This window comes from Natrinema hispanicum, assembly GCF_900111485.1.
Taxonomy (GTDB): Archaea; Halobacteriota; Halobacteria; order Halobacteriales; family Natrialbaceae; genus Natrinema; species Natrinema hispanicum_A.
In genome coordinates, this window is the sequence record NZ_FOIC01000014.1 from 25,926 (window position 1) to 46,014 (window position 20,089).

At 53.7% G+C, this 20,089-nt stretch carries 13 protein-coding genes; 4 read left to right on the top strand and 9 right to left on the bottom strand.

The window, feature by feature from the left end; translation table 11 throughout:
- Positions 1–159: 159 nt before the first annotated feature.
- Positions 160–1,095 carry an ArdC-like ssDNA-binding domain-containing protein gene (locus BSG09_RS13095; protein ID WP_092933825.1) on the top strand — a complete coding sequence of 312 codons (936 nt, stop codon included), beginning with the start codon at positions 160–162 and terminating at the stop codon, positions 1,093–1,095.
- A gap of 50 nt (positions 1,096–1,145) precedes the next feature.
- On the opposite strand, the gene BSG09_RS13100 is transcribed toward BSG09_RS13095, so the two are convergent.
- Together BSG09_RS13100 and BSG09_RS13105 are read right to left on the bottom strand one after the other, a co-directional pair.
- The gene (locus BSG09_RS13100; protein WP_092933827.1) at positions 1,146–1,679 is read right to left on the bottom strand and encodes a hypothetical protein; all 534 of its coding nucleotides are present in this window, start codon (positions 1,677–1,679) and stop codon (positions 1,146–1,148) included.
- Positions 1,676–2,206 (bottom strand): DUF7437 domain-containing protein, encoded by a 531-nt coding sequence (locus BSG09_RS13105; protein ID WP_092933829.1) that lies wholly within the window; start codon positions 2,204–2,206, stop codon positions 1,676–1,678. The genes BSG09_RS13100 and BSG09_RS13105 overlap by 4 nt, the downstream gene beginning before the upstream one ends.
- A 109-nt stretch (positions 2,207–2,315) precedes the next feature.
- Between BSG09_RS13105 and BSG09_RS13110 the strand changes: the two genes are divergently transcribed.
- Positions 2,316–4,058, top strand: coding sequence for a hypothetical protein (locus BSG09_RS13110; RefSeq protein ID WP_092933890.1), 1,743 nt, complete (start codon positions 2,316–2,318; stop codon positions 4,056–4,058).
- A gap of 102 nt (positions 4,059–4,160) precedes the next feature.
- Here BSG09_RS13110 and BSG09_RS13115 read toward each other — a convergent pair whose 3' ends face one another.
- Positions 4,161–4,433 carry a hypothetical protein gene (locus BSG09_RS13115; RefSeq protein ID WP_092933831.1) on the bottom strand — a complete coding sequence of 91 codons (273 nt, stop codon included), beginning with the start codon at positions 4,431–4,433 and terminating at the stop codon, positions 4,161–4,163.
- Between the two features lie 805 nt (positions 4,434–5,238).
- Between BSG09_RS13115 and BSG09_RS13120 the strand changes: the two genes are divergently transcribed.
- Positions 5,239–6,393, top strand: a complete 1,155-nt coding sequence (locus tag BSG09_RS13120; protein WP_092933833.1) for a hypothetical protein — start codon at positions 5,239–5,241, stop codon at positions 6,391–6,393.
- Positions 6,394–6,672: 279 nt separating this feature from the next.
- Entirely contained in the window at positions 6,673–8,406 is a 1,734-nt protein-coding gene (locus BSG09_RS13125; protein WP_092933893.1) for a DUF262 domain-containing protein, read from the top strand.
- A 7-nt stretch (positions 8,407–8,413) separates the two neighbouring features.
- Here BSG09_RS13125 and BSG09_RS13130 read toward each other — a convergent pair whose 3' ends face one another.
- The 6 genes from BSG09_RS13130 to BSG09_RS13155 all read right to left on the bottom strand — a co-directional run bounded on the left by BSG09_RS13130 (position 8,414) and on the right by BSG09_RS13155 (position 20,017).
- Positions 8,414–9,601 carry a hypothetical protein gene (locus tag BSG09_RS13130; RefSeq protein WP_092933835.1) on the bottom strand — a complete coding sequence of 396 codons (1,188 nt, stop codon included), beginning with the start codon at positions 9,599–9,601 and terminating at the stop codon, positions 8,414–8,416.
- A gap of 221 nt (positions 9,602–9,822) precedes the next feature.
- The gene (locus tag BSG09_RS13135; protein ID WP_092933837.1) at positions 9,823–10,497 is read right to left on the bottom strand and encodes a hypothetical protein; all 675 of its coding nucleotides are present in this window, start codon (positions 10,495–10,497) and stop codon (positions 9,823–9,825) included.
- 1 nt (position 10,498) lies between these two features.
- Positions 10,499–13,405, bottom strand: a complete 2,907-nt coding sequence (locus tag BSG09_RS13140; protein ID WP_092933839.1) for a P-loop NTPase family protein — start codon at positions 13,403–13,405, stop codon at positions 10,499–10,501.
- A complete protein-coding gene (locus tag BSG09_RS13145) occupies positions 13,402–13,992 on the bottom strand; it encodes a hypothetical protein (RefSeq protein WP_139246216.1) in 591 nt (196 codons plus the stop codon). Before BSG09_RS13145 ends, BSG09_RS13140 begins: the two co-directional genes overlap by 4 nt.
- Before the next feature lie 291 nt (positions 13,993–14,283).
- Entirely contained in the window at positions 14,284–15,150 is an 867-nt protein-coding gene (locus tag BSG09_RS13150) for a hypothetical protein (protein WP_139246217.1), read from the bottom strand.
- A gap of 100 nt (positions 15,151–15,250) precedes the next feature.
- Positions 15,251–20,017 carry a DEAD/DEAH box helicase gene (locus BSG09_RS13155; protein WP_092933845.1) on the bottom strand — a complete coding sequence of 1,589 codons (4,767 nt, stop codon included), beginning with the start codon at positions 20,015–20,017 and terminating at the stop codon, positions 15,251–15,253.
- Positions 20,018–20,089 lie beyond the last annotated feature (72 nt).

A 20,089-nucleotide genomic window follows, 5' to 3' on the forward strand; every position in this document is an offset into this window, starting at 1 on the left:
TGTTGGCTCAGCTCACGCCACTGACAACGAGGAGCCCAATGATTAACGACTCTCCAACTGCTCGAGTCTGGAGTCTTTTGTGAGCCCCACTGAGGGGTGGAGGTCTTCTCGAGTTCAGTTCGATTCGGTTCGATTCGACTCGGGAAGCAGTGATCGAATATGGCTACGAGCAACAGCTCCCGGGAAACGTTCGACGATTCGGACACCCGGAACGACGAGATGCACAGTACGATCGAGGCGTGGATCCAGGACCTCGTCGACGAAGTCGATGACGCCGTCTCGAGCGAGCAGTTCACAGAGTGGTTAGATGTTCAGAGTCGGTTCCACGACTACTCGCACCGAAACACGCTGTTGATCAAACTCCAGTGTCCGCATGCAACGCGCGTTGCTGGCTACCGAACGTGGCAAAACGAGTTTGACCGACACGTCAAAGAAGGGGAGACAGCGATCTGGATCTGGGCACCGATCATTGCAAAGCAGTGCCCTGACTGCGGAAACTCGCCGTCGTACCACGAGCGCAGTGACTGTGAGTACAACGAGACACCGCCGGATAGCTGGGGGAAAGGACTCGTAGGCTTTCGACCAGCGCCTGTCTTCGATATTTCGCAGACTGACGGCGAGCCACTGCCCGACCTCGAGACAGAAGCAAAGGGGCAGGCTGACGAGTTGGTTCCCGCACTCCTCGAGGCAACAGATCCCCTCGAGGTGGACGTAGAGGTCGTGCCACCCCAGGACTGGTCGCATGGGAGTGCCAAGGGCGTCTGCCAGTATCGGCCAGCGAAACGGCCACGCGCCGCCGTCCGTGATCGTGAGAACGAGGCTGATCTCGCTGTCACGCTCGTTCACGAGTACGCACATGCGCTGTTGCACAGCGGCGTCGATGATGAAGCAGAGCGGTCGAAACGTGAACTCGAGGCCGAAGCGGTCGGCTACATCGTTGGACGCTACTTCGAGTTGGATACCAGTGGGTCAGCGTTCTACCTTGCCGCGTGGCACGGTGACGAGCCCGAAACGATCCTCGACCGGCTTGAGCGAATCAGTTCGACCGCCCAGGAGATCATCGACGTCATCAGTGCGGTGATCGGTGATAAGTGATCGACCGCTTCTGCTCGAGATTCGGTTCTTGATTTGTGAGTAGTAGTTAATTAGTTATCAATAAACTCAGCTGCAGTCATTTGCTCTAGATACGATTCACTCGAATACCAGTACTCAATCTGATCTGGGAAGCCGTATTCAGGAAGCAAGGTTTCTGCGGCTCGTCCAGCAGGCTTGTCTGTTGTCAATAATATCACCTTCTCAGCTTCACCGCTATCAAGAAGTTGAGCTGCAAGACCAACAAGCGCTGTATCCGTTTTTTCAATACTATCTTCGGGTCTATTTGTCTCATTCGCGATAAACCGTCTCGAAGCGTCCATAATTCCAGAAACGAGTGGGTTTGCGTACTCGAGTTCTTCAGCTACGAGAATCCATCCTTCCTCGATACCTTCTTGCCATGGAATCTGGCTTGAAGAATAAGACACATCGTTCGGCTTACCACCTAATTCGAGATGCACTCGTCGAGGAATGAGCAGTTCGACATCTGCCTGTCGGACTGCACGGCGCAATCGCTGATATTTGTCAGCGTTTGGGCCACCACACCGGACAAAAACACCAGTGTCTGCGATATATTCAATCTTCATTCGTCACGATACTCAAGAACAACCGATTCGAGTGCCTGGAGAATGATTTCAGCTTCCAGCGGAGAGATATCAACTTCACGGGCCATAATTCGATGGTTGACCGTTCCGTCGACGTACTCATGAGCATACTCAAGAGCCGTCGCAAGGCCATCGACTCCGTGACGATCAAGATAAACATCAATATCCTGATCCGCCTCACGACGACCGACTGCGTCGACGAGTTCGGCTGTGATCGTTCGTTCTTCACCGTCTGTCGTGAGCGTGATTGAGAGTGGTTCCGCTGCAAATTCGTACGGCCGCTCTTTACGTGCTTTTGTTATCAAACCCGCATCCTCGAGTCGACCGACATAATCATAGGCAGTCCCCTGTGGGATATCAAGTTCAGAGATGAGATCCTCGACAGTCGCACCCTCAGTTCGCAACACATGAGTGTAAATTCGAGCGAGCGTTGGATTCTCTAAAAGGTCAACGAGCGTCCGAAGTTGCTGAATTGGTGGCGTCTCACCCGGTGTCGTAGATTGAGACATCGTATTATGAGTTATGCATAGTTCGTAATAACACTTCCGCAGGTCGCTTTGCGTTTGAGAGTATCCGACAGCCCGGTGCGGTTTCTGTGGTGCCACATGGGTGGACACCATGACAGATCATCCGACGCTCTCGGAGTTCGCGACAAACGAGACAACCGACTCGAGGCCGGCCAGTCAGCCATCGACTGACGAGACCGTGACGATGACGGCTGACGAGCGGGTTGCAACGTACCTTATCGAAGATCAGATGGCGGATCTTACAGACGCAATCCGCGAAGCCGTCCAAAACGGCATCGACAGTCCGGGATCAACTCGGGTTCTGGTCAGTATCTCGCCTGAGCGGTCGCTCATCCTCGATGATGGCGCTGGTGTCAATCTCGAGTCGACCGAAGGGCGGCGCAACCTCTCAGTACTCGGCGCGGGAAGCAAGCAACGATCGGACGACGAGACAATCGGTGAGTGGGGCATCGGCAAGGGTGCGATCATCGCGAAAGGTGCCGTTCGTATCTGGAGTCACGACACCGCACTGTGTTTCGACTACCGAGACCGACGCGACTCGGATCTGTGGGAAGACATCAGCGGTCGCGACGGCCAACTCGTGGACGCTGAGCATCATCTCGAGGGGATGCTCGTCGAGATCGATCACTACGAAGACGAAGTTCCGGATCCGGACAGCTACCGGTGGCGGCGCTACGTTCGTAATCTTCGCAAGCGCTTCGCGTACGTGCAGTCACGAACCGGTGTCTCAGTCGTAATCAACGGCGAGTCGGTCGACAAGGGCGATCCACTCGAAGCAGTGGCGGACTCTCCACATCCGTCACTCACACGCGAAACTGACGATGCGATTCTCGCACTCGAGTACACGCCCCACGAGGGACTCGATATCTACAGTAACGGGTTGTACGTGACGACGAAACGCGAGTACGGACTCGGCGGAGTCGTCGTCTCGAAGGGGAACTTGACGCTGAACTTTGCCCGTAACGATATCCAGTCGGGCTGTGACTGCTGGCAGCGGATCGACGACGCACTCGAGCAAGCACGTGACGATCTATATGCTGAGGTCTCGGACGATCGGCTGACTGCCGAGAGTCGGGAGGTGATGGTTGAAGCGATGGCGTCCGACAGCAGTGATGCATCGGACGAGCAGTGGGCCGAGCGCAAGCTGTTCCAGTTGGCAACCGAGTCCCGTATCAGCCTCGAGGAGATCCAAGCGACCCGAAAGATTGGATGGGTCGATGGAGCCCAGAAAGGGGCGGACAAGCTCGTCGAGCGTGGCTACGTCGTCCTCGATACGAGCGATGCAGCAACCCAACGGCTTCGCGATCTCGCCAATGACGAAGATACATCGATAGCGGTGCCGGAGACGTTTGACGTTGGCGAGCAAGCAGAGTCGGAGGGCGTCTGGACTGGCTATCATCGCGTCGAGGATGAATCGCAGTTGAACGCTGATCAGCAGCGCTATCTCCGCTTCGCTCGAGTGCTCGCAAGCGAACTTGGGATTGACCGAGATGTGTACTACGGTGAGGCAAGTGCCGATGCCTGGACCGACGGCAGGACGTACATCGTGATCACTGACTCCGCTGTGACGAGCCGCCAGCGTGCAGTCTGGATGCACGACCTGTATCTCGTGGTGTTGCACGAAGCCGCTCACGAAACCTCAAGTCGGGATCGGCCTTCTCATGGGCATCACTTCGAGAGTGCGTTTCGGTCGCTCGTGGAGGCTCCAGGTAATCGAAGTTCGTTCGCGAAGCTTGTTCAGCAGGTCGTCGATGAAGGATTTGAGTCCGTGTTCGAAGAGTATGAGGTAGATCTCCAGCGGAGCGAAGGCGTCTCCTCTGGCCAATTTCGATAATGGGGCGGCGAGGTGGAAGACCGACTCGAGTCGAGTGCAGTGGCTCGAGCTCGGCATAGTGCGTTGATCTATCGATACGCAGGATAGCTCTTCGAAGAGCCGTCAACACTGCTCTTCTGGTGATGTGATCCGAAGTTCGTTCTCGACTTCGTAGAAGTAGCCCCGTTCAAGGAGCCGCGTAAGTGCGTGCTCGACGTCCCGTTGCTCGAGTGCTAACTCTGAATCGGCGACTAGGATGTCGGTGGCATCGTCGTAGTCGATCAGCGGAACACTGTCCTCTCCATGGTCTGGCCGACATGCCTGCGTACACAGCCGGTCGTAGCACTCGAGAATCCACTCCGGAAGTGGTGGCCGTGGATCTGTGACGCGAGCCATTGCAGTTCTGTATGGTGGTTTCGACAGTCATCCGCTTAACAGTACCCGTCAAATCTGTTTCTCTCGCAGGTACAGACTGATCCCCTGTCAGATTAGAGTGACCGCTCGAGAATCACATACGGTTTCTCATCAACCGGTTTTCGTTCGAGAGACAATCCACCACAACCTGTGAATCGGCTACAGGTGTCCTCGTTCATTGGGTCAGTGAGCGATGTGATGCGATTTTCTATCGCCCATAGGGGTGGAGGCGATTCTAAATGGAAAATTCAATTCAAGTGATAAGAGAAGACGGAACTACGAAAGAAATTGTAGGCGTTGATCGAGATGACTGGGATGGACTCAGTGATCCCTGCCCAGTCTGTGGGTGTTGTGAATTTGACCATTTTGCTACTACTGGTGGGCATTTTGGCCGGCAAGGCACTGCAGTCATCGAGCGGACCGATTACTGGGACGCCAAGCGTCAGTTATTCACCCGGTGTCGTGGTTGCGATGAAGTGTTGTACAAACACCCTGCCTTTGACCTCCTCTTTGAATACAGTGGCAATTGCCCCGCTGAGTGACATCCTCGCCCGGCGTGAACGACGGGATTCTCTCGCTGCTCAAAGATAGCGGCGATCGAGTCTGAACACCGCTGCAGACAGACTGGTTCATGGCTTCTCAACGCTGATCCTCAACTCGATTCGCAGAGTTCACTCTCAGAGGGTGCTAGTCAACAAAGCAGAATATCCCCGTCGTAGGGCGTCTTTTTTGCGCCAGCGATGGGTGCAGGCGCAGTTCAGAACGCAACGCGCCTGTGGATGCTACGATGAAAGACCCAGAGACAGCTACGATCTTTGCAGGCCTTGATGGACGTACCGACACAAAACTTCCTGAGTGGTATGCCGACCGACACGGCGTCACCGACCCACTCAGCTTCAGTAAAGCCGTTCGAGATCTGCCACGGGCAATCGATACGGCAGTCGCATACCGGAATCCCCACACTGACGAGTGGGTCGAGACAGAGCGGTTTAATGCAATCGTCGAGCCATCGCGGCTACAAGCAGAAGAGGGTGATGCGGAGGAAGAGTCGTTATTCCATATTCCCACGGACAGTTACGCGATCATCAACCCGGTCGATGTCTACGGCCCGTTGGAGGAGGTCCTCCGCGAGGAGACCATCGACGGGACGCCGCTGGGTGACGTGATGTTCGGCGAGATCCGACGCTACCGGGGTGGTGGCGAGGTCCACATGGACATCATGTTCGACGGCCTCGAGGTCCGGTTGCCCGGGCGGGTGGATCCAATCACGATGGGTGTGACCTCCGGCTACGACTTCTTCGGCGAACACGCCGTCTACGTGGAGGGATTCGCCCAGGATGGCCACTGCTCGAACTCGATGCGGTCGCTCACCGACAAAGAGGTCATCAAGCACGTCGGCGATGTCCAGAGCTTTCGGACGTGGTGGGAAGAGATTCTCGCACAGGTCGAACTCGTCGCCGACGACCTCTTCGAGTTTATCAGAGATGCTCGGGAGATCGACCTCGACTTCTCTGAGCTCCCATTCACCGTGACAGAGTTCTACAGCCTGCTCGGCTTCCCAGACTACCTGGCCGAACGTGCTGCAAGCGATGCAGAGGCCAACGCCGCCTCACCCATCGAGATCGACATGTGGACGCTGCACTCTGGCGCGACGTACGCTCTGACCCATTTCTTCCAGGGAAAGGAAGGCGCGTCCCTCGATGGCTACGTCCGCACAGCAAACGACATCCTGTTCAACCCCGAGGGGACAATCAAGCGCGTCGAACAGGCGTATGAACAGCAGTTGGAGGGGGACGACGACGACGGATCGCAGGCGTCACTCGCCGGCGAGCGAGCCCTCGCCAGCATCGAACGCGTCAGCTCTGACATACAGGAAAAAGTCAACCAGTTCGAAGAGCGCGAGGAAGCGCTTCGCGAGCGATTCCAAGAGGTGATGAGTTAACGACTCAGTTCGCAATCGAGTAGAAGCTCACCCTTTCAGATCTTCCTCGAGCGTTTCCTGATAGAGTTCGTCGATACGTTCGACCAAATCGTGGTTCGATACGATGTGCTCGTCGACGGCAGTCGCTATCGCAGCGACGTAGCCAGTGAATAAGTCGCCATGTTCCTCGAGGTCACGCTCGAAGATGTCTGCCGAGATTTAGTCAGCAACATTTTTCATCATTGTTCTATCTCAAGTTCGAATCTATTAACACGACTGAGTTAAATCTCTATGACGAATATGGGGAGCAATCTCGAGATATCTGCCTCTGAGGCCGATATTCAACATATCCTAAAAAAGAGTTACCGGTTTACTGTTCCAGATTACCAGCGCCTCTACTCATGGAAAGAGGCACAATGGACGGAATTTTGGAACGATCTGAACAATATTAGCGATGAAGATACGCACTTTCTCGGTTCGATCGTCGTAATCCAGTATAGAAAATCGATTGATGAACTAGACGAGATGGAGGTTGTAGATGGTCAGCAACGGCTCACAACGATCTCCCTTCTGCTCCGGGCGATGCAACAGTATTATGAAGACATAGGGGAACCGATTGCTGAGCAAATCCGAGAGACCTATCTCCATGAAGCAGATTTCGACATCAACGAGTATCCGAAACTAGAACTCAGTCGGTTCGACAACGATCGGTATCAGGAGATTCTCGATGGAGATCCGATGAACGTTCCGGAAGAAGAACAACTTCGGAAAGCCTACGACTTTTTCGCTGACAAGATAGAGGGCCTCGAGAAATCCGAGGTTGATCAACTCCGAAAACACCTCCTCGGTTCGATGACGCTCGTCGTTGTCGAATGTGATAGTGCCGGTTCTGCGTTCCGGTTGTTCGAGACACTGAATAACAGAGGACTGGAACTGTCCGCAGTCGATCTGATGAAGAACGCACTGCTCCAGGTCGCCTCCGAGAAGTATCCCGGTGGTGACGAGAGCGAAGAGTATGAGCAGATCCGCGACCAGTGGGAAAAGGTCCTCGAAAAGGTCGTTCACGAGATCAGCGAACCGGATCGATTCTTCCGGCACTATATCATGTCTCGACCAGTGCCGGATATCAATGGAAGTGTTACCTCTAGACAGCTGTATGAAACGTTCCGTAATATCATAGAGGAACGGCTTCCCACCGAAGGCGTCACCCTCGTCGACTACGTTGACGGGATGGTAGACCACGCCGATCTCTATGTTGGATTAACCGACGCAAACATCGATGAGTTTAGCTCGCGGCCTCAAAAGAAGATCAATCGCCGAATCAGGAACTTAAACGATATCCAGGCGTCACATGCACGGACAATCCTCCTCCGGGCATTTGACGAATTTGAGGAGTACGAGGATATCCTCAGTCTCCTTCGATTACTTGAGGTGTTCATGATCCGGTGGCGCGTTGCCGGGTATCAGACCGGGTCGAACCTCGATAAGGTATTCTCCGAGCTTTGTTCGGACGCGTTCGATGACAGCGATCCGCTCAAGACAATTCGACTTCGACTGGCCGAAGAAGCACCAAGTGACGATGAATTCCGATCCCGTCTCACAAACAGTGACTTCAGGCGAAACGCGCAGACCAAATACATGCTCGATACGATCGAGCGGCGGTACTATATGCAATCTGGAGAAGGGAAAGAATACGATAGAGCAACAGTCGACTTAGAACACATCGCACCGCAGCGGACGTACTCCGCGAAAAAGTACAGTCCATGGCGAGATGTGATCGGTGTCGGTGAGGCCAAATTCGATCAATATCGTAATCGCCTAGGGAACCTCACGCTTCTGGAGGAACGGCTAAACGAGAGTGCAAGCGACAACCCATTCCAGCAGAAGAAGGACCAGTATAAACTCTCCGACTTCGAAATGACACAGGCGGTCCGTGAAGAGTACGATGAGTGGCAGATCGATCAGATTGAACACCGATCAGAGAAATTAGCCGAAATTGGGGTTGACATCTGGGACTTCGGTCGGTTCAAGTAGTACCAATTTATCCTAATTGGAATTCCCGCGGATACCAGAAATCGGTCTCGGGTTCCAGCGCTGACATCGGTTCGATCACTGGAGAACCTTTGTCCAGCACGCCGATACTTTTGAACTGGCTCGCAGTATTCGAGATGAATTGGCTGTGAACGATCTGCTTCAGGTAGTCCGGATCCTCATAAATCTCGTCACCTCGCCCCTGTTCGATCAGGTACGGCGCATCTCCACCGTCGGAATCCGTATACACCAGATTCAGGAATGTACTCGGGTAGTTGTCAATCAACATCGCACATAACTCCTGAATGGAGAGTCGGTCACCGCCTCGTCGACGCAGTACCTCAAACAGGGTTCGGAAGTCGGGGTTCGAGACAAACCGATTTCGGAGGTACGTTGCGATCGGCGGGTGATTCTGGTAGAGCGGACCGCGTTCTTTCAGCGTTTTCAGATCAGCAACTGACTCGATGCCGTATCCCTGTAGCAGGGTCCACCCCATCGTTCCCTGCTGAGTCAGGCAATACTTCTCGTCCCCCTCGTGAACCATTCCGAGATACTCCGCGAGACGGATCATTCGTTTGTACGCGCTCTGATACGGGTAGTCCGCTGCTTCCACGAGGTCTTCGATCTCGTCAGTGGTGGTTCGATCGTGGCCAGCGACTGCGACCACGGGCATAAGCTGATTTAATGGATCGGCGTAGTTCGGCAGTCGCCGTGACTGCTGATTCGCAGTGAGATACATGCTCTCGAGCTGGTGGCGCGTGTTGTAGAGCAAGTCCTTCATTTCTGACGCGTAGGGATGTTTCTCCACGACATCCCGGGCGTCACGATCAACTTCGAAGACACCGATGCCCTTGCTCAGTGCAAGATCGTGGACGCGTTGCAATTTCGTCTGATCGGCGGCCAAGTACGCGTGGTCGACACCTCGTTGGTAACTAATCGCCTGGCCGAGCCCCTTCCGGAGATTCTCAGTTCCTTTCACCTCGATCGCAAAGACGCGATTTGAGGGAGTGTACCCTAACACGTCGGGTTTGTACGGGCCGATAGACACGGAGTGTGACGAATACTGGTTATAGAGTCGGGAATATCCTTCGTGAGACTGATGCGCATCTGGGACATGGACAAAGAAGTCATATCCACGACTGTCGAGCCAGTCAGCGAGAGACAAGAAGATCTCGGCCTCTGCCGTCGAATTTCCCATGTCGAATACGAAAGAATGGTTTGGTAAGAATGTTCCTTTGGCTGATTATTATCATCTCGCTATAATTGGTCCCATATGTAGTGGATTAGATAGTAAGATTTCTATTCGATATTATATGCTTGACCGAAGAAAATGTTAAGTTGCCGTGTCAGCTCTATCAGCCACTGAAATTAGGCGTATTGCCTTGTTCCCTTTATTTTTGAATATGCGATTCCTTATTGTCACTCCCCTTCCAATGACAATGTCAGGTATGGCCCGAGCTGTGACTCTCTAAGTGCGGTTATCTCCTCTCGCTGCGGTTGAGTGAGGTACAATGTATCTCCTTGTAATAAGGACCGGACCTGTTCTTCGATATCGCTTCCACGGAATCCCTCAAAGAGATCACTCTCGACAGTCTCGAGTTCTTGAACGAATGCTCTGGCATCCTCTCGAACCCCATTCTCTAATCGTTCGAACTCTTGCTCTTCATTGATTGGGACATCGTCGAGACTGTCTACTGCGTCGAACAGTTTGTTGATTCGGCCCTCCTCAACTTCGCTAATGCGCTTGTTCAGTGAACGGAAACCACTAATGCGATCTTCGATACCGTGGAGTTCGATCTGGAGTTTCTCGCGCGCATTGTCCCGCTCCGCCTCCAATTGATCAAGCACGGCCTCAATTTTGGACTCGATCATGTCGAACTCGCTGTTCTGGACGTGGGAGCGGAGGGTGTCGACGTCATCGCGAATTGATTGGTCAGGAGTGATCGTCTCATCGAACACTTCGTCGTAGACCGCACAGAGCAGGAGTGTCTCTCGCATGAGATCTGCCGCCTGACCGATTTTGGAGGTAAGTTGGCTCTGGCGCTTCTGCTCGTAGTAGTTCTTCAGTTCTGTCTCGAATTCACTTGCCGGCATATTATAGCCCCTCCGTGTAATGACCACTCAGTTTCACGAACTCAGACATATCGTCACCTGTAGTTTCACCCGTGAACTCGATTTGTGTGAGTATTCCCGTGAGTTCGTGTTCGTAAATCTTCAGCCCGGTCAGCGTTCCGTGAATCGACGCATGAGTGCCCTTTTGCACCCACAGCTCGTCTTGGAGCATGCACGCGCTCAGAACTTTGTCAATTTCCTCTTGTGAGTAGGTAACGAACTTGCCGAGAATTTCCTTCGTATCTGGACTCACGTCGTCATAGGTCCTGATACTCTCGATATATTCCTCAACGTTCGATACGTTTATTCCACGCAGTTGGTGATTGACGAACCCAGCAGCGGCCGGTGCATCATCGTCACCCGCAACTGAGCTGAGCGCGTCAAACAGGTTGTATCCTGCGAACGCAATGTCCTTCACCGATGTACTACTGTCGAAGCGGAGTTCTGAAGGCAAATTCTGAATCCCACCCTTCTTGAGGTCATCCAGCACTTCCACTGGAGGGGCCTTAGAGAGCCGCTCTCTGATTTGCTGGATGTCAAGAACGTTATCACTTGCTGCAAAGTATTCGCCCACAAGCCTCTGAATCTGTTTCGTTTCGCTCATGAACGCAGCGATGTCGTCCTGTTTCTCCTGCACGAGTCGGTCGCCGAGAATGTTCTTCAGGTCAGCGTCTAGTGAGAGATCATCGGCCGAATACGCTTCTTGAATCCGCTCAGCTGTAACCTCTTTCCAGGGATCGTCCAACATTGCGGCAACACCACAGAGAGCGATAACGAGGTCTTCGAACTCTCTATTTTGAGCAGCCTGAACGAAGAAATTCGGATTAGACTCGAGATACTCCGATCGAATCGTTGATCGCCACTCACGAGCGTAGCCAGTGAGTTGAGTGCCGACTGCACCGAACAACTCCGCCTCGTCGGCCTGTCGAGGACTCATCTCACGGTAAACACCATATCTAAGAAGTGCTAGTAGATCGGATGTCGTGAAATCTGCTGGATCAATCCTGATTTGGTCTCTACTCGGCACACCCTGCCCCTCGAGAACGAACGGATCATTGTTCCCGCCGACAAGATACTCGAGTTCGCCATCGGGTCGAAGCACAAATCCTTCTGTGAGGTGGTCCAACGCAGCCTTGAAGGCCGTCCGCATGTAGACGTCGAGATCTGCTGCGGCACTTGCATCGGGGTTCTCGCGCCACGTATCGAGGTACCCTTTGACTTCCTCGATCTTCTCTTCTTCCGGATCCGGCTTCGGTTCCCGTCGTTTCTTCTGCTTCTGTTTTTTTTGCTTCTGTTTCTTCTTCCGTTGCTTTGTCTTCGGGATGACCCACGCCTCGCGAGGCCCTCCATGATCAGTGGAAACGGCCTCCCGTTCGATTGGCAAGTCCTCTAACAACTCTTCATCGAATCCGAACGCTTTCGGAAACCGCGCGTCGACGACCAGAGCATCCGAATCCTCGCCTTCTTCCCCGTACCACTTTGCGAGTTGCCGAACAGACTCCTCACTGTAGATGTCATCGTGTACGGTGCGGGAATTGTGGAGGTCGTTCAACTCGTCAGAACTTGCGGGTGAGTCGACAAACTCCTCGAGGTAATCCTCGAGGACGTTGAACACCTTTTGGACGTACTGTCGCGGTCGCTGGTCACCATCGTCGAGACCGCGATAGATTCGTCGCAAGAAGCCCTCGTTAAACGGGAAGAGATCCCGAAACGTGTTATTGCAGAAGCCACACTGCATACATGTGCTGCTGGATGCCGGTGAATCGATGTCGACAATTGCGTTGGTTTCGTCACGCTCGTACGAGACGCTCCCGTCGCTGTGCTTAATGTATCCCAGATACGGGCGGATAAAGTCAACACACGAGTCTTCGTTCAAGAAGAGGACGCTGCTCGAATTCGGGCGGTTCGTCCGGTAGAACTCGTGACGTTCTAACCCGGTTTGGGTGTGAAGGATCTCGGTTGAATCTTGTGTTCCCGCGATAATGAAGTCCCAGTTGTTCTCCGTACTGTCGTCCTCCATGAAGTCACGGAGCTTCGCTGCGTCAAGAGCCGAGATAGAAAAGTCTTCAAACACGAGCACCGGACGGTCCTCACCGAAATCCTGACCAACGCGTTTCAGGAGTTGATCCAACGACGGCGTGTCATATTCGTCTCTAACGGCCTCCCAGATTGCATCGTTCCATGCTTCTGCTGCGTCTTCCAGTGACTTCTGTTCGAAGACATTTAGATAGGAGAAGTTCTCGATCTCGCCCGGATCAACGAAACTCACCTTTGTCGCGAGATTGCCACGCTGGCTGATCGCAGTCAATTTGTCACGGACGAACTCTTCGAGTTGATCTCGTTCGCTAACTGTGAAATCAACGTTGGTGTCGTCCAGGTCCGAGATGTTGAGGGCGGCTTTTGCAACGACGAGACTGGCGACCGTATCTCGATTCTGACGAACATGTTTCTGGAGTCGTTCAACATTGCTCGCTCCGGGGAGTTCTCCTCCGATGTGCTCTCGATAAAAGTCAGGGATCTCCTCGGCCATGATCGTGAGGAGATCGGCGTTCTTATCGATGTGGAGGACCGGTCGCCCGTCATCTTGAAGTCGATGAGAAAGATACGCACAGAGTTCAGACTTTCCCGTCCCGACGTTGCCCTCAATGACCGTGACGAAGTTCTTCGAACGGTGTCTATCGAACTGTTCGTATATCTCTTCTTCAGAAATCTCCACTTCTCCCTCAGCGAGAGCATCGAAAACAGTGATTCGATGATGGGTGAAATCGAAGAGGTCCTTGTCCTCTGATCTGACCTTGGCGACCTTGCTGGAGAGTTGACTCAGGAACTCTTCGTCGATATCGAGGTAGTGCGGACACAGTGATCCGTTGGGTTGCTGGATTGAACTCATGCGTTCACCGTGATGTAGTTCGCGTTCTTCGCAATGCCGTCGTTCGAATCGATCGCTACTCCGTCGAATCCGACCTGTGCTTGGTCACCGTGTTTGACGAAGGCGATTCGTTTGTTTTTCGCGAGCCGATACAGGGTACTTGCGAATGGCTTCGTAAACTCGCCCTCCGTCGTCAATGGCACTCGGAGCAGATTCTGATTGAGCCAATCGACGTATTGCTGCGCCTCGAGTCCCTCGCCGTCCCCCTCTTCTTTACAGGCGGCGTACACTGACGCCTCGACGAGATCGGGGTCCGGTGCAACGGTGTAGTTGCTTGACCGTCCTTTCGTAGGATGAATGAGACCCAGATACTCAGCTTGGTTTCGCCAGTGGTTGAACTTCTCCGGATTGAGTTTCATCCGTTTGCCGTTATTGTTCCGCGGCTCGTATCCGATATCTCGATGCCAGCGATCGATCTTGTCCCGAAGTTCGCTGCTCGTCCCGTTGAAGTACTGTTTATTCTCGAGGAGCCACTCGTAATTGAGAACGACAACCGACTGCTTACCCCAATCGGATTCCGTGGCTTCATTCGTGACATTGTGCAGCATCGTCATCCGGAAGTTTAGTCCCCAATCGTCAGTGTCGAACGCGAGAGGTTCAGGGAGATACTTATACTCAGATTTCCGGGCCAATCCAAAGGTCAGGAGGCCTTTTATCGCCTGTTCAAGTGTTCCATTCCCATCATCCTCGGATTCGAGTCCCGTCTTGGCTACAATCTCTTCCTTTTCCGTATAACCCGCTTGAATGGCTCGATAGGCGATGTCGAGGAGTTTTGGGTTCTGGACAACGTTGAGTACGTATTGTTCACTCGTTATCATGGTTAATTGGCAGTCGGTTGGTCACAGTGCGTTCGACAGCCAGGTGTGATATCGCTCATGTATCGGATTCTCTTCTGGAGTCAGTTCGCGGCGTGCGGTCCGTGCATCGTTTATATTCGGCATTCGAGTCCGACTTGCCTTGTCGAACAACTGCTCGTGGTCAATGGCATAGTCGTTGATCGTTCGTGCGACGGAGAGAGCCTCGTTGTAGTCCAGCTCGATCCGGCGCCGAAGCCACTTGCCGAACGCCTCAATGGCTTCCGTCGATTCCAGCGGTTCGCTCCCGTACGCCGAATTGGATGCAAATATGGAGGAGAAGCCGCCGAGGATTGGCAAGTACGGTGCATCTGGGAGTACGTCGATCAGTTCCTCCACCGAGGTGAGTCTGGTTCCGGTGGCTAACTCGTACAGATTCGCGTTGTCGTGCAGGAAGAGATTCTGCGTCTCTTGTAGTGGTAGTTCCATACCGTAGTCTTTGTAGTACTGCTCGTAGGCGGCATACACCTCCTGGTAGTTCATCGCTCTATCTACGACGGGATCCTCTCGGAACGGACGGACGGTCCCAGATAGTTCGAAATTTTCACTGTCGCCGATAACAACAATCCGTTGATCAGAAACAGAATATCTGTTGACCAGACTCTGAAGGCTGTAGACTGGTAGGTTATCTTCATAGTATTGCGTTGTGGCAGCTATGAGATCTACCTGTAACTCATTGACGTCTTGCAAGAGGTGCCAACTGTACTCATACGCGGAGTGCCGAGATGGATCTTCGAGTTGGAGCCAGGATTTCGGACACGTGACGTCATCGAAGCCGCTATACAGCACGGCGGGGAGCGCTCGTAGGAGTCCCTCAACGTGCCCGTTTTTTACCGGGTCCGAGATGAACACCACCGAATTGTCCGAGATCAGTGCCTCAAACTTACGCCACTGCATCCATTTCTCCTATCATACGTTTCTCTTTTAAACTGGAAATGCAATACATCATCAATCAGTCTCCAGAGGCGGTCTCTATTTCTGCTGAGTCAGCTAGATGGGTACCATCACCGATGACGGCCCGTAGCGCAAATTTGTCGAGCAGGTCCTTTTCTAGATAGAACGCTGGTGTCCGCGCAAGCAACAGGCACTGGTCACAGTATCCAGAGCACTCCTGACAGCCAGCAACCTCATGGATCCGCCTTTGAAGTGCAGCCCCTTCGCGAAGGGCCTCGAGCACCTGCCAGGTAACACCATTGCCACCCTCTCGACTATCCACCACGAACACGTCAAGTACATCTCCCGTATCGGCGACCTTTACCCGGAAGTCATCTCGGTCACACTCGGCGATAATTGCAATGGCTTTCTCGAGAGACTGTTCGAGGCTCACAAGCGCAGCAGGCCACGATGCATCCGGTGTCGTCTGTGCATATTCGTCGAACCGAGTTCGAACCGCTGAGCGTTCGAACTGGAATCGGAGGCCACGCGTATGATACTGCTGACCCACCGGTCGGTAGGTCGTATCGTCAACCTCGTCAAGCAGTTCGTCTAACGAGGCATCAGCATCGTCAACGTTCGAGTCTCCGCCAGCATCCACCACTGCTTCGGATTGAAGTGTTTTCTTCTCACTTCGCCGAGAGTGAAACTGCTCGAACGCGTAAATGAAGTCAACGACATCGAAGTCACCAGCCGAAAGTTCGCATTCTAACCCGAACAGATCGACGGTCTCCGTTTCGTGGGTATCCGTCTGGTCGATGTGGACAGTTGATATCGGACGTGTCGAGTACCCTTTCTGTCCACCAGATGCCTTCTTGCAGGTCACCGACGCGACTGGATGGATTGCGGTTTCGTGAAGAGAGGAGCCACAATGCGGACACACCTCGTGTTCGAGTTCGTGGCTTTCGAACGGGCGTTCACAATCCTCGTTTCGGCAAATTCCGGTCTTTGTGATTTCGTCAGGGCTTCCATGGACGTCCGTGACGATGTACTTGGTCCCTTGAAGACGGAATACGGCTCCGGTGTCGTTCTCGGGGCCAGGGAACACCTCGAACAACCTACCCGATGTCTCGAACCGAATGTCGTCATTTCCTCTGTTGCTGACTTTGATCGGGAACTGCGACCCAAACCCTCGATAATTCGCAAGATACCCTAAGAGGCCTGCCCACTGGTCGAGACGACGGTAGCGCTCTGTTAGCGACGTTACTGCCTGGACAGATCCGTCGACGTTGGTGAGTGTCTGGAATGTTCGCTTCCCGCGACGCTGGAGGTTCAGAGGACTCTCTTCAAAGAAGATTGTCTCGAATATCTCGACGCCGCGCGGTCCGAAGACGTTCCGAAGGTGGCGTTCGACACTTGTCCGCTGTGGATCATCGCTGACGAACTTCTCCAAGATGCGGAAGCGCTTGCGGACCTCTTGCTGGTAGCTTGCGAGATCGAGCGCCGATTCGTTGAGTGAGTAGATCTGATCCATCACCTGCTTCGGGTCCGGGTTCCGGAGGAGATACGCAAGTGTCTCGGTGAAGACATGTCCGGCCATTACCTCATCGTAGTTCTCCGGATCGGGAACCCGAACAGGTTCGAACCCAGAGAAGAACGCCTCGAGATTGGCGTAGTAATGGTTGTCGACGGGATGTTCGCCTCGAATAACGGTCGAGACAAGCGAGGAACTGCCACGCGAGCGCCCTGTTCGGCCACTCCGCTGAACGTAGTTGGTCAGCGTCGGCGGCACACCCACCTGTGTGACACTATCGAGCGTCCCAATATCGACACCGAGTTCCATTGTGGGCGTAGCGCTGACGATGTTGACATCGGGGTCTGACTTTCGGAACGCCTCCTCGATTGCGCCGCGGAGCGAGGCTGGGACATCTCCTTTGTGAATGCCGACAGAAATGGACTCTATCGAATCAGCGGCCGCTGGTTGTGCGATATCACTCCCCCAGTGATCGACGTTCCACTCCCAGTCACTCTCGACATCAGCTACCCCAGTTCCAGCGTATCCGTTGTCAGTACTGGTGAACCGTTCGTACGTCTCTACATCGTGCTCACACTGCGGACAGACGTTGAGGGTCTCATTCTCGGGAGCCGGATAAGCGGCGTAACAGTTCGTACAGTAGGTAACGCGCTCGACCAACCGAAGGACGGAGTCATCTTCCTTGAGGTCTCTTTGGAAGACACCGCTCTTAACCGAGTGGTCGAAGTCAGCGAGTCCACTGAGACGATCCCGCTCGTCTTCGAGATAGGTGAGCGTACCGTCAGTGTTGTCGACCGATTCGCCACTATCATGAACTTGCTGGGTCAGTTCGTCCCACGGCGGTTGGTGAACGAATCCTGCTTCGTCGAGTCGTGCCAAGATATCTGGAAGGTATCGGTCGAGTTCCTCGTCGCTAAACCGCAGTCCGTTTGAGACCTTATTCCGCAGCCGGTCGTAGGTGAGTCCCTTGATCGGGATACGGTTGCGTTGGAAGGAGACATTTGGGTCTTGAGCGAAGATATCGAACACCTCATGTCCGATCGCGAGCGCACGGGGTTCCGAGAGATCGGAGAGATAGTCCGATGTTACGAGCGCCGCTGGTGTGAGGTGACGACAGTTCTGGAGGGACGCTTTCCGCTGGATCTGCTGGCGCATATCTTCGAGGATTTCGTAGGTCGCCCCCTCTTCGTCGATTGCGTTCTCCTTGAGTGGTTTCCAGTACTCCTCTTTCAGTCGGTCACTGACATTGAAGTAGATCTCGGATGCCTCCTTCGAGCCACCGGCGTCAAGGAGTTCCTCGATATAGAGCGACTCTGCCACTAATCCGTATTCGGTGTCTATAATCTCTCCGCCGACTGTCTCAGCGGAACTCCGGGAATCGTTGAAGACGAGAGTCTTCTTCGACGGTGTTAGCCTGCAGAGTTCGGTCAGCATGAACGACAATAACGTCGACGTGGGAACGTTGATGTCCTGAAGGGATGGGTTCTCTCCACACCCCGGACAACGGTCCATCTCCGGTGCGTTCAGCGGAACGAACTCCGTCTCGTCCCCTCGGTCCTCACCGACGTATGGATGATGGCAGCGACGACAGAACTGGAGTTCTGGGATCTCGGTTCCACATTCACGACAACTGTTATGCCGGGAGACTATTGCACATTCGCTGCACCAGTACGCCTTCGACGGCGGTTTCAGGAACGTATGATACTTGTCGGTGAGAATCCGACCGAGTCGACCGAAGAGCATCACCGTCGAAAGCACGCCTTCGGGGTCATCGACGGATTCGGCATCGACCGCATTTAATAGATCATCGTAATGCCGGAATCGGACACTCCCGGTCCCCTCTTCGAAGAGTTCGGCGAGCGCTCCGACTTCAGGAATGTTCTTGGCGGCGAACCGCTTCCAGTTGCTCCCGATGTTTTCGGAGTCGAGGACTCGGTTGACGATTCGTTCCACTCCTTCTTCCGATGCTGCGACATCGAGGGGGTCATCGTATTTGTCCGTCTTGACCAACGAGTCGATCGTCGACTCGATGGGAGGGAGAAGCCACTGCTCTACTGACGGACGTACACGCAACTGGTTGCCACCGGCTAAGATACCGATCTCGCGAAGCGTCGAAATCGCGTTCCCCAGTTCAGGATATCGTTCTCTCAGATCAGACGCCGACGTCGTCTCTTGCGTGGCGTGAATGAGAACTCGGACGATCTCTTCTAGCGAACACGGCTCTATCCGTCCGAAGTCCGGCTTGCCGTCAACTGGAACTGGTTCGGGAGTGAACGTTACCTCGTTCACATTTGACTCTTCGCTGCCGGTCAGCGAAGCTGCGAGTTCAGCCGGGTTGTCTACGGTCGCGGATACCATCGTGACCTGTGGATCTCTCGCACTGTAGAACGATTTCAGTCGGCGCGAGAGCAGGGAGACGGATGCGCCGCTGATACCGGACCAGACATGAGCCTCGTCGTACACGATGTGTTCCACAGGATGTTCGCTCGGTTCCTCACCGATCAAGCCTCGCGTCTTCGACTTATCATTGACGAAGATGTAATCTAAGGCCTCCGGGTTGGTCAAGAGGATGTCAGCTCCGCTCCGGATGCCCTTTCTGGTGACGCGTATCCACGGATAGTCGTGATCGTCGGTTCCGACATTGAAATTCGACTTCACGCGGAGTTTGTCACCCGTTCGGGGACACTCCAGTCCGCGGATGTACGATCCTGACTGGATCTGGAAATCTTGGCTGCCGACGGACTCCTCGGTATCGCCGTCCCAGATACCGATCTTGATCTTCTCACCTTTGAGGTCCTGATTGACACGGTCGAGATAACGAATGAAGCGGTTTAGCTGGTCCACCTCCAGAGTTTTCATCGGGTATATGACGATCGACTTCAGCCCGGACTCGTCGGTCTGAAGGCAGTGATTCAAAATCGGAAGGAAGAACGACTCCGTCTTTCCGGTCGCAGTCGGGACCGCGAGTATATTGTCGTTCGTGTCACTTTCGATAGCATCGACCGTCTCTGCTTGATGTTGATACAGCGGCAGAGAGTCATCGCCGTCGAACAAGACATCTATTGCGGCCTCTGAAACGAGATCATGGTAGCCGTGTGAATCGAGGAACTCAGAGATAGAGACGTTGTGTGCCTTCGGGGTACGGACGTACTCGACATATGGCCCCTTTGACTCGATAAGTTCGTCTCGGACGAACGACTCGGCATTGTCGATATTCTCCTGTTGGTTTAATTTCGTAAGCGATCTGTTCCACCAGATGATCTCGGAAGCTCGATTAACGGCACCATCCAGTGCTTCCTGTGGTGAGTCCATATTCAAAGTCGTGCATCTATAGCTCTGCACCTTCCAAATAACTATTGGTACCTCAATACCAGATAAAATAAA

Coding starts and splice junctions, on each gene's coding strand:
- BSG09_RS13095 (WP_092933825.1), top strand. CDS start 160: ATGGCTACGAGCAACAGCTCCCGGGAAACGTTCGACGATTCGGACACC.
- BSG09_RS13100 (WP_092933827.1), bottom strand. CDS start 1,679: ATGAAGATTGAATATATCGCAGACACTGGTGTTTTTGTCCGGTGTGGT.
- BSG09_RS13105 (WP_092933829.1), bottom strand. CDS start 2,206: ATGTCTCAATCTACGACACCGGGTGAGACGCCACCAATTCAGCAACTT.
- BSG09_RS13110 (WP_092933890.1), top strand. CDS start 2,316: ATGACAGATCATCCGACGCTCTCGGAGTTCGCGACAAACGAGACAACC.
- BSG09_RS13115 (WP_092933831.1), bottom strand. CDS start 4,433: ATGGCTCGCGTCACAGATCCACGGCCACCACTTCCGGAGTGGATTCTC.
- BSG09_RS13120 (WP_092933833.1), top strand. CDS start 5,239: ATGAAAGACCCAGAGACAGCTACGATCTTTGCAGGCCTTGATGGACGT.
- BSG09_RS13125 (WP_092933893.1), top strand. CDS start 6,673: ATGGGGAGCAATCTCGAGATATCTGCCTCTGAGGCCGATATTCAACAT.
- BSG09_RS13130 (WP_092933835.1), bottom strand. CDS start 9,601: ATGGGAAATTCGACGGCAGAGGCCGAGATCTTCTTGTCTCTCGCTGAC.
- BSG09_RS13135 (WP_092933837.1), bottom strand. CDS start 10,497: ATGCCGGCAAGTGAATTCGAGACAGAACTGAAGAACTACTACGAGCAG.
- BSG09_RS13140 (WP_092933839.1), bottom strand. CDS start 13,405: ATGAGTTCAATCCAGCAACCCAACGGATCACTGTGTCCGCACTACCTC.
- BSG09_RS13145 (WP_139246216.1), bottom strand. CDS start 13,992: ATGCTGCACAATGTCACGAATGAAGCCACGGAATCCGATTGGGGTAAG.
- BSG09_RS13155 (WP_092933845.1), bottom strand. CDS start 20,017: ATGGACTCACCACAGGAAGCACTGGATGGTGCCGTTAATCGAGCTTCC.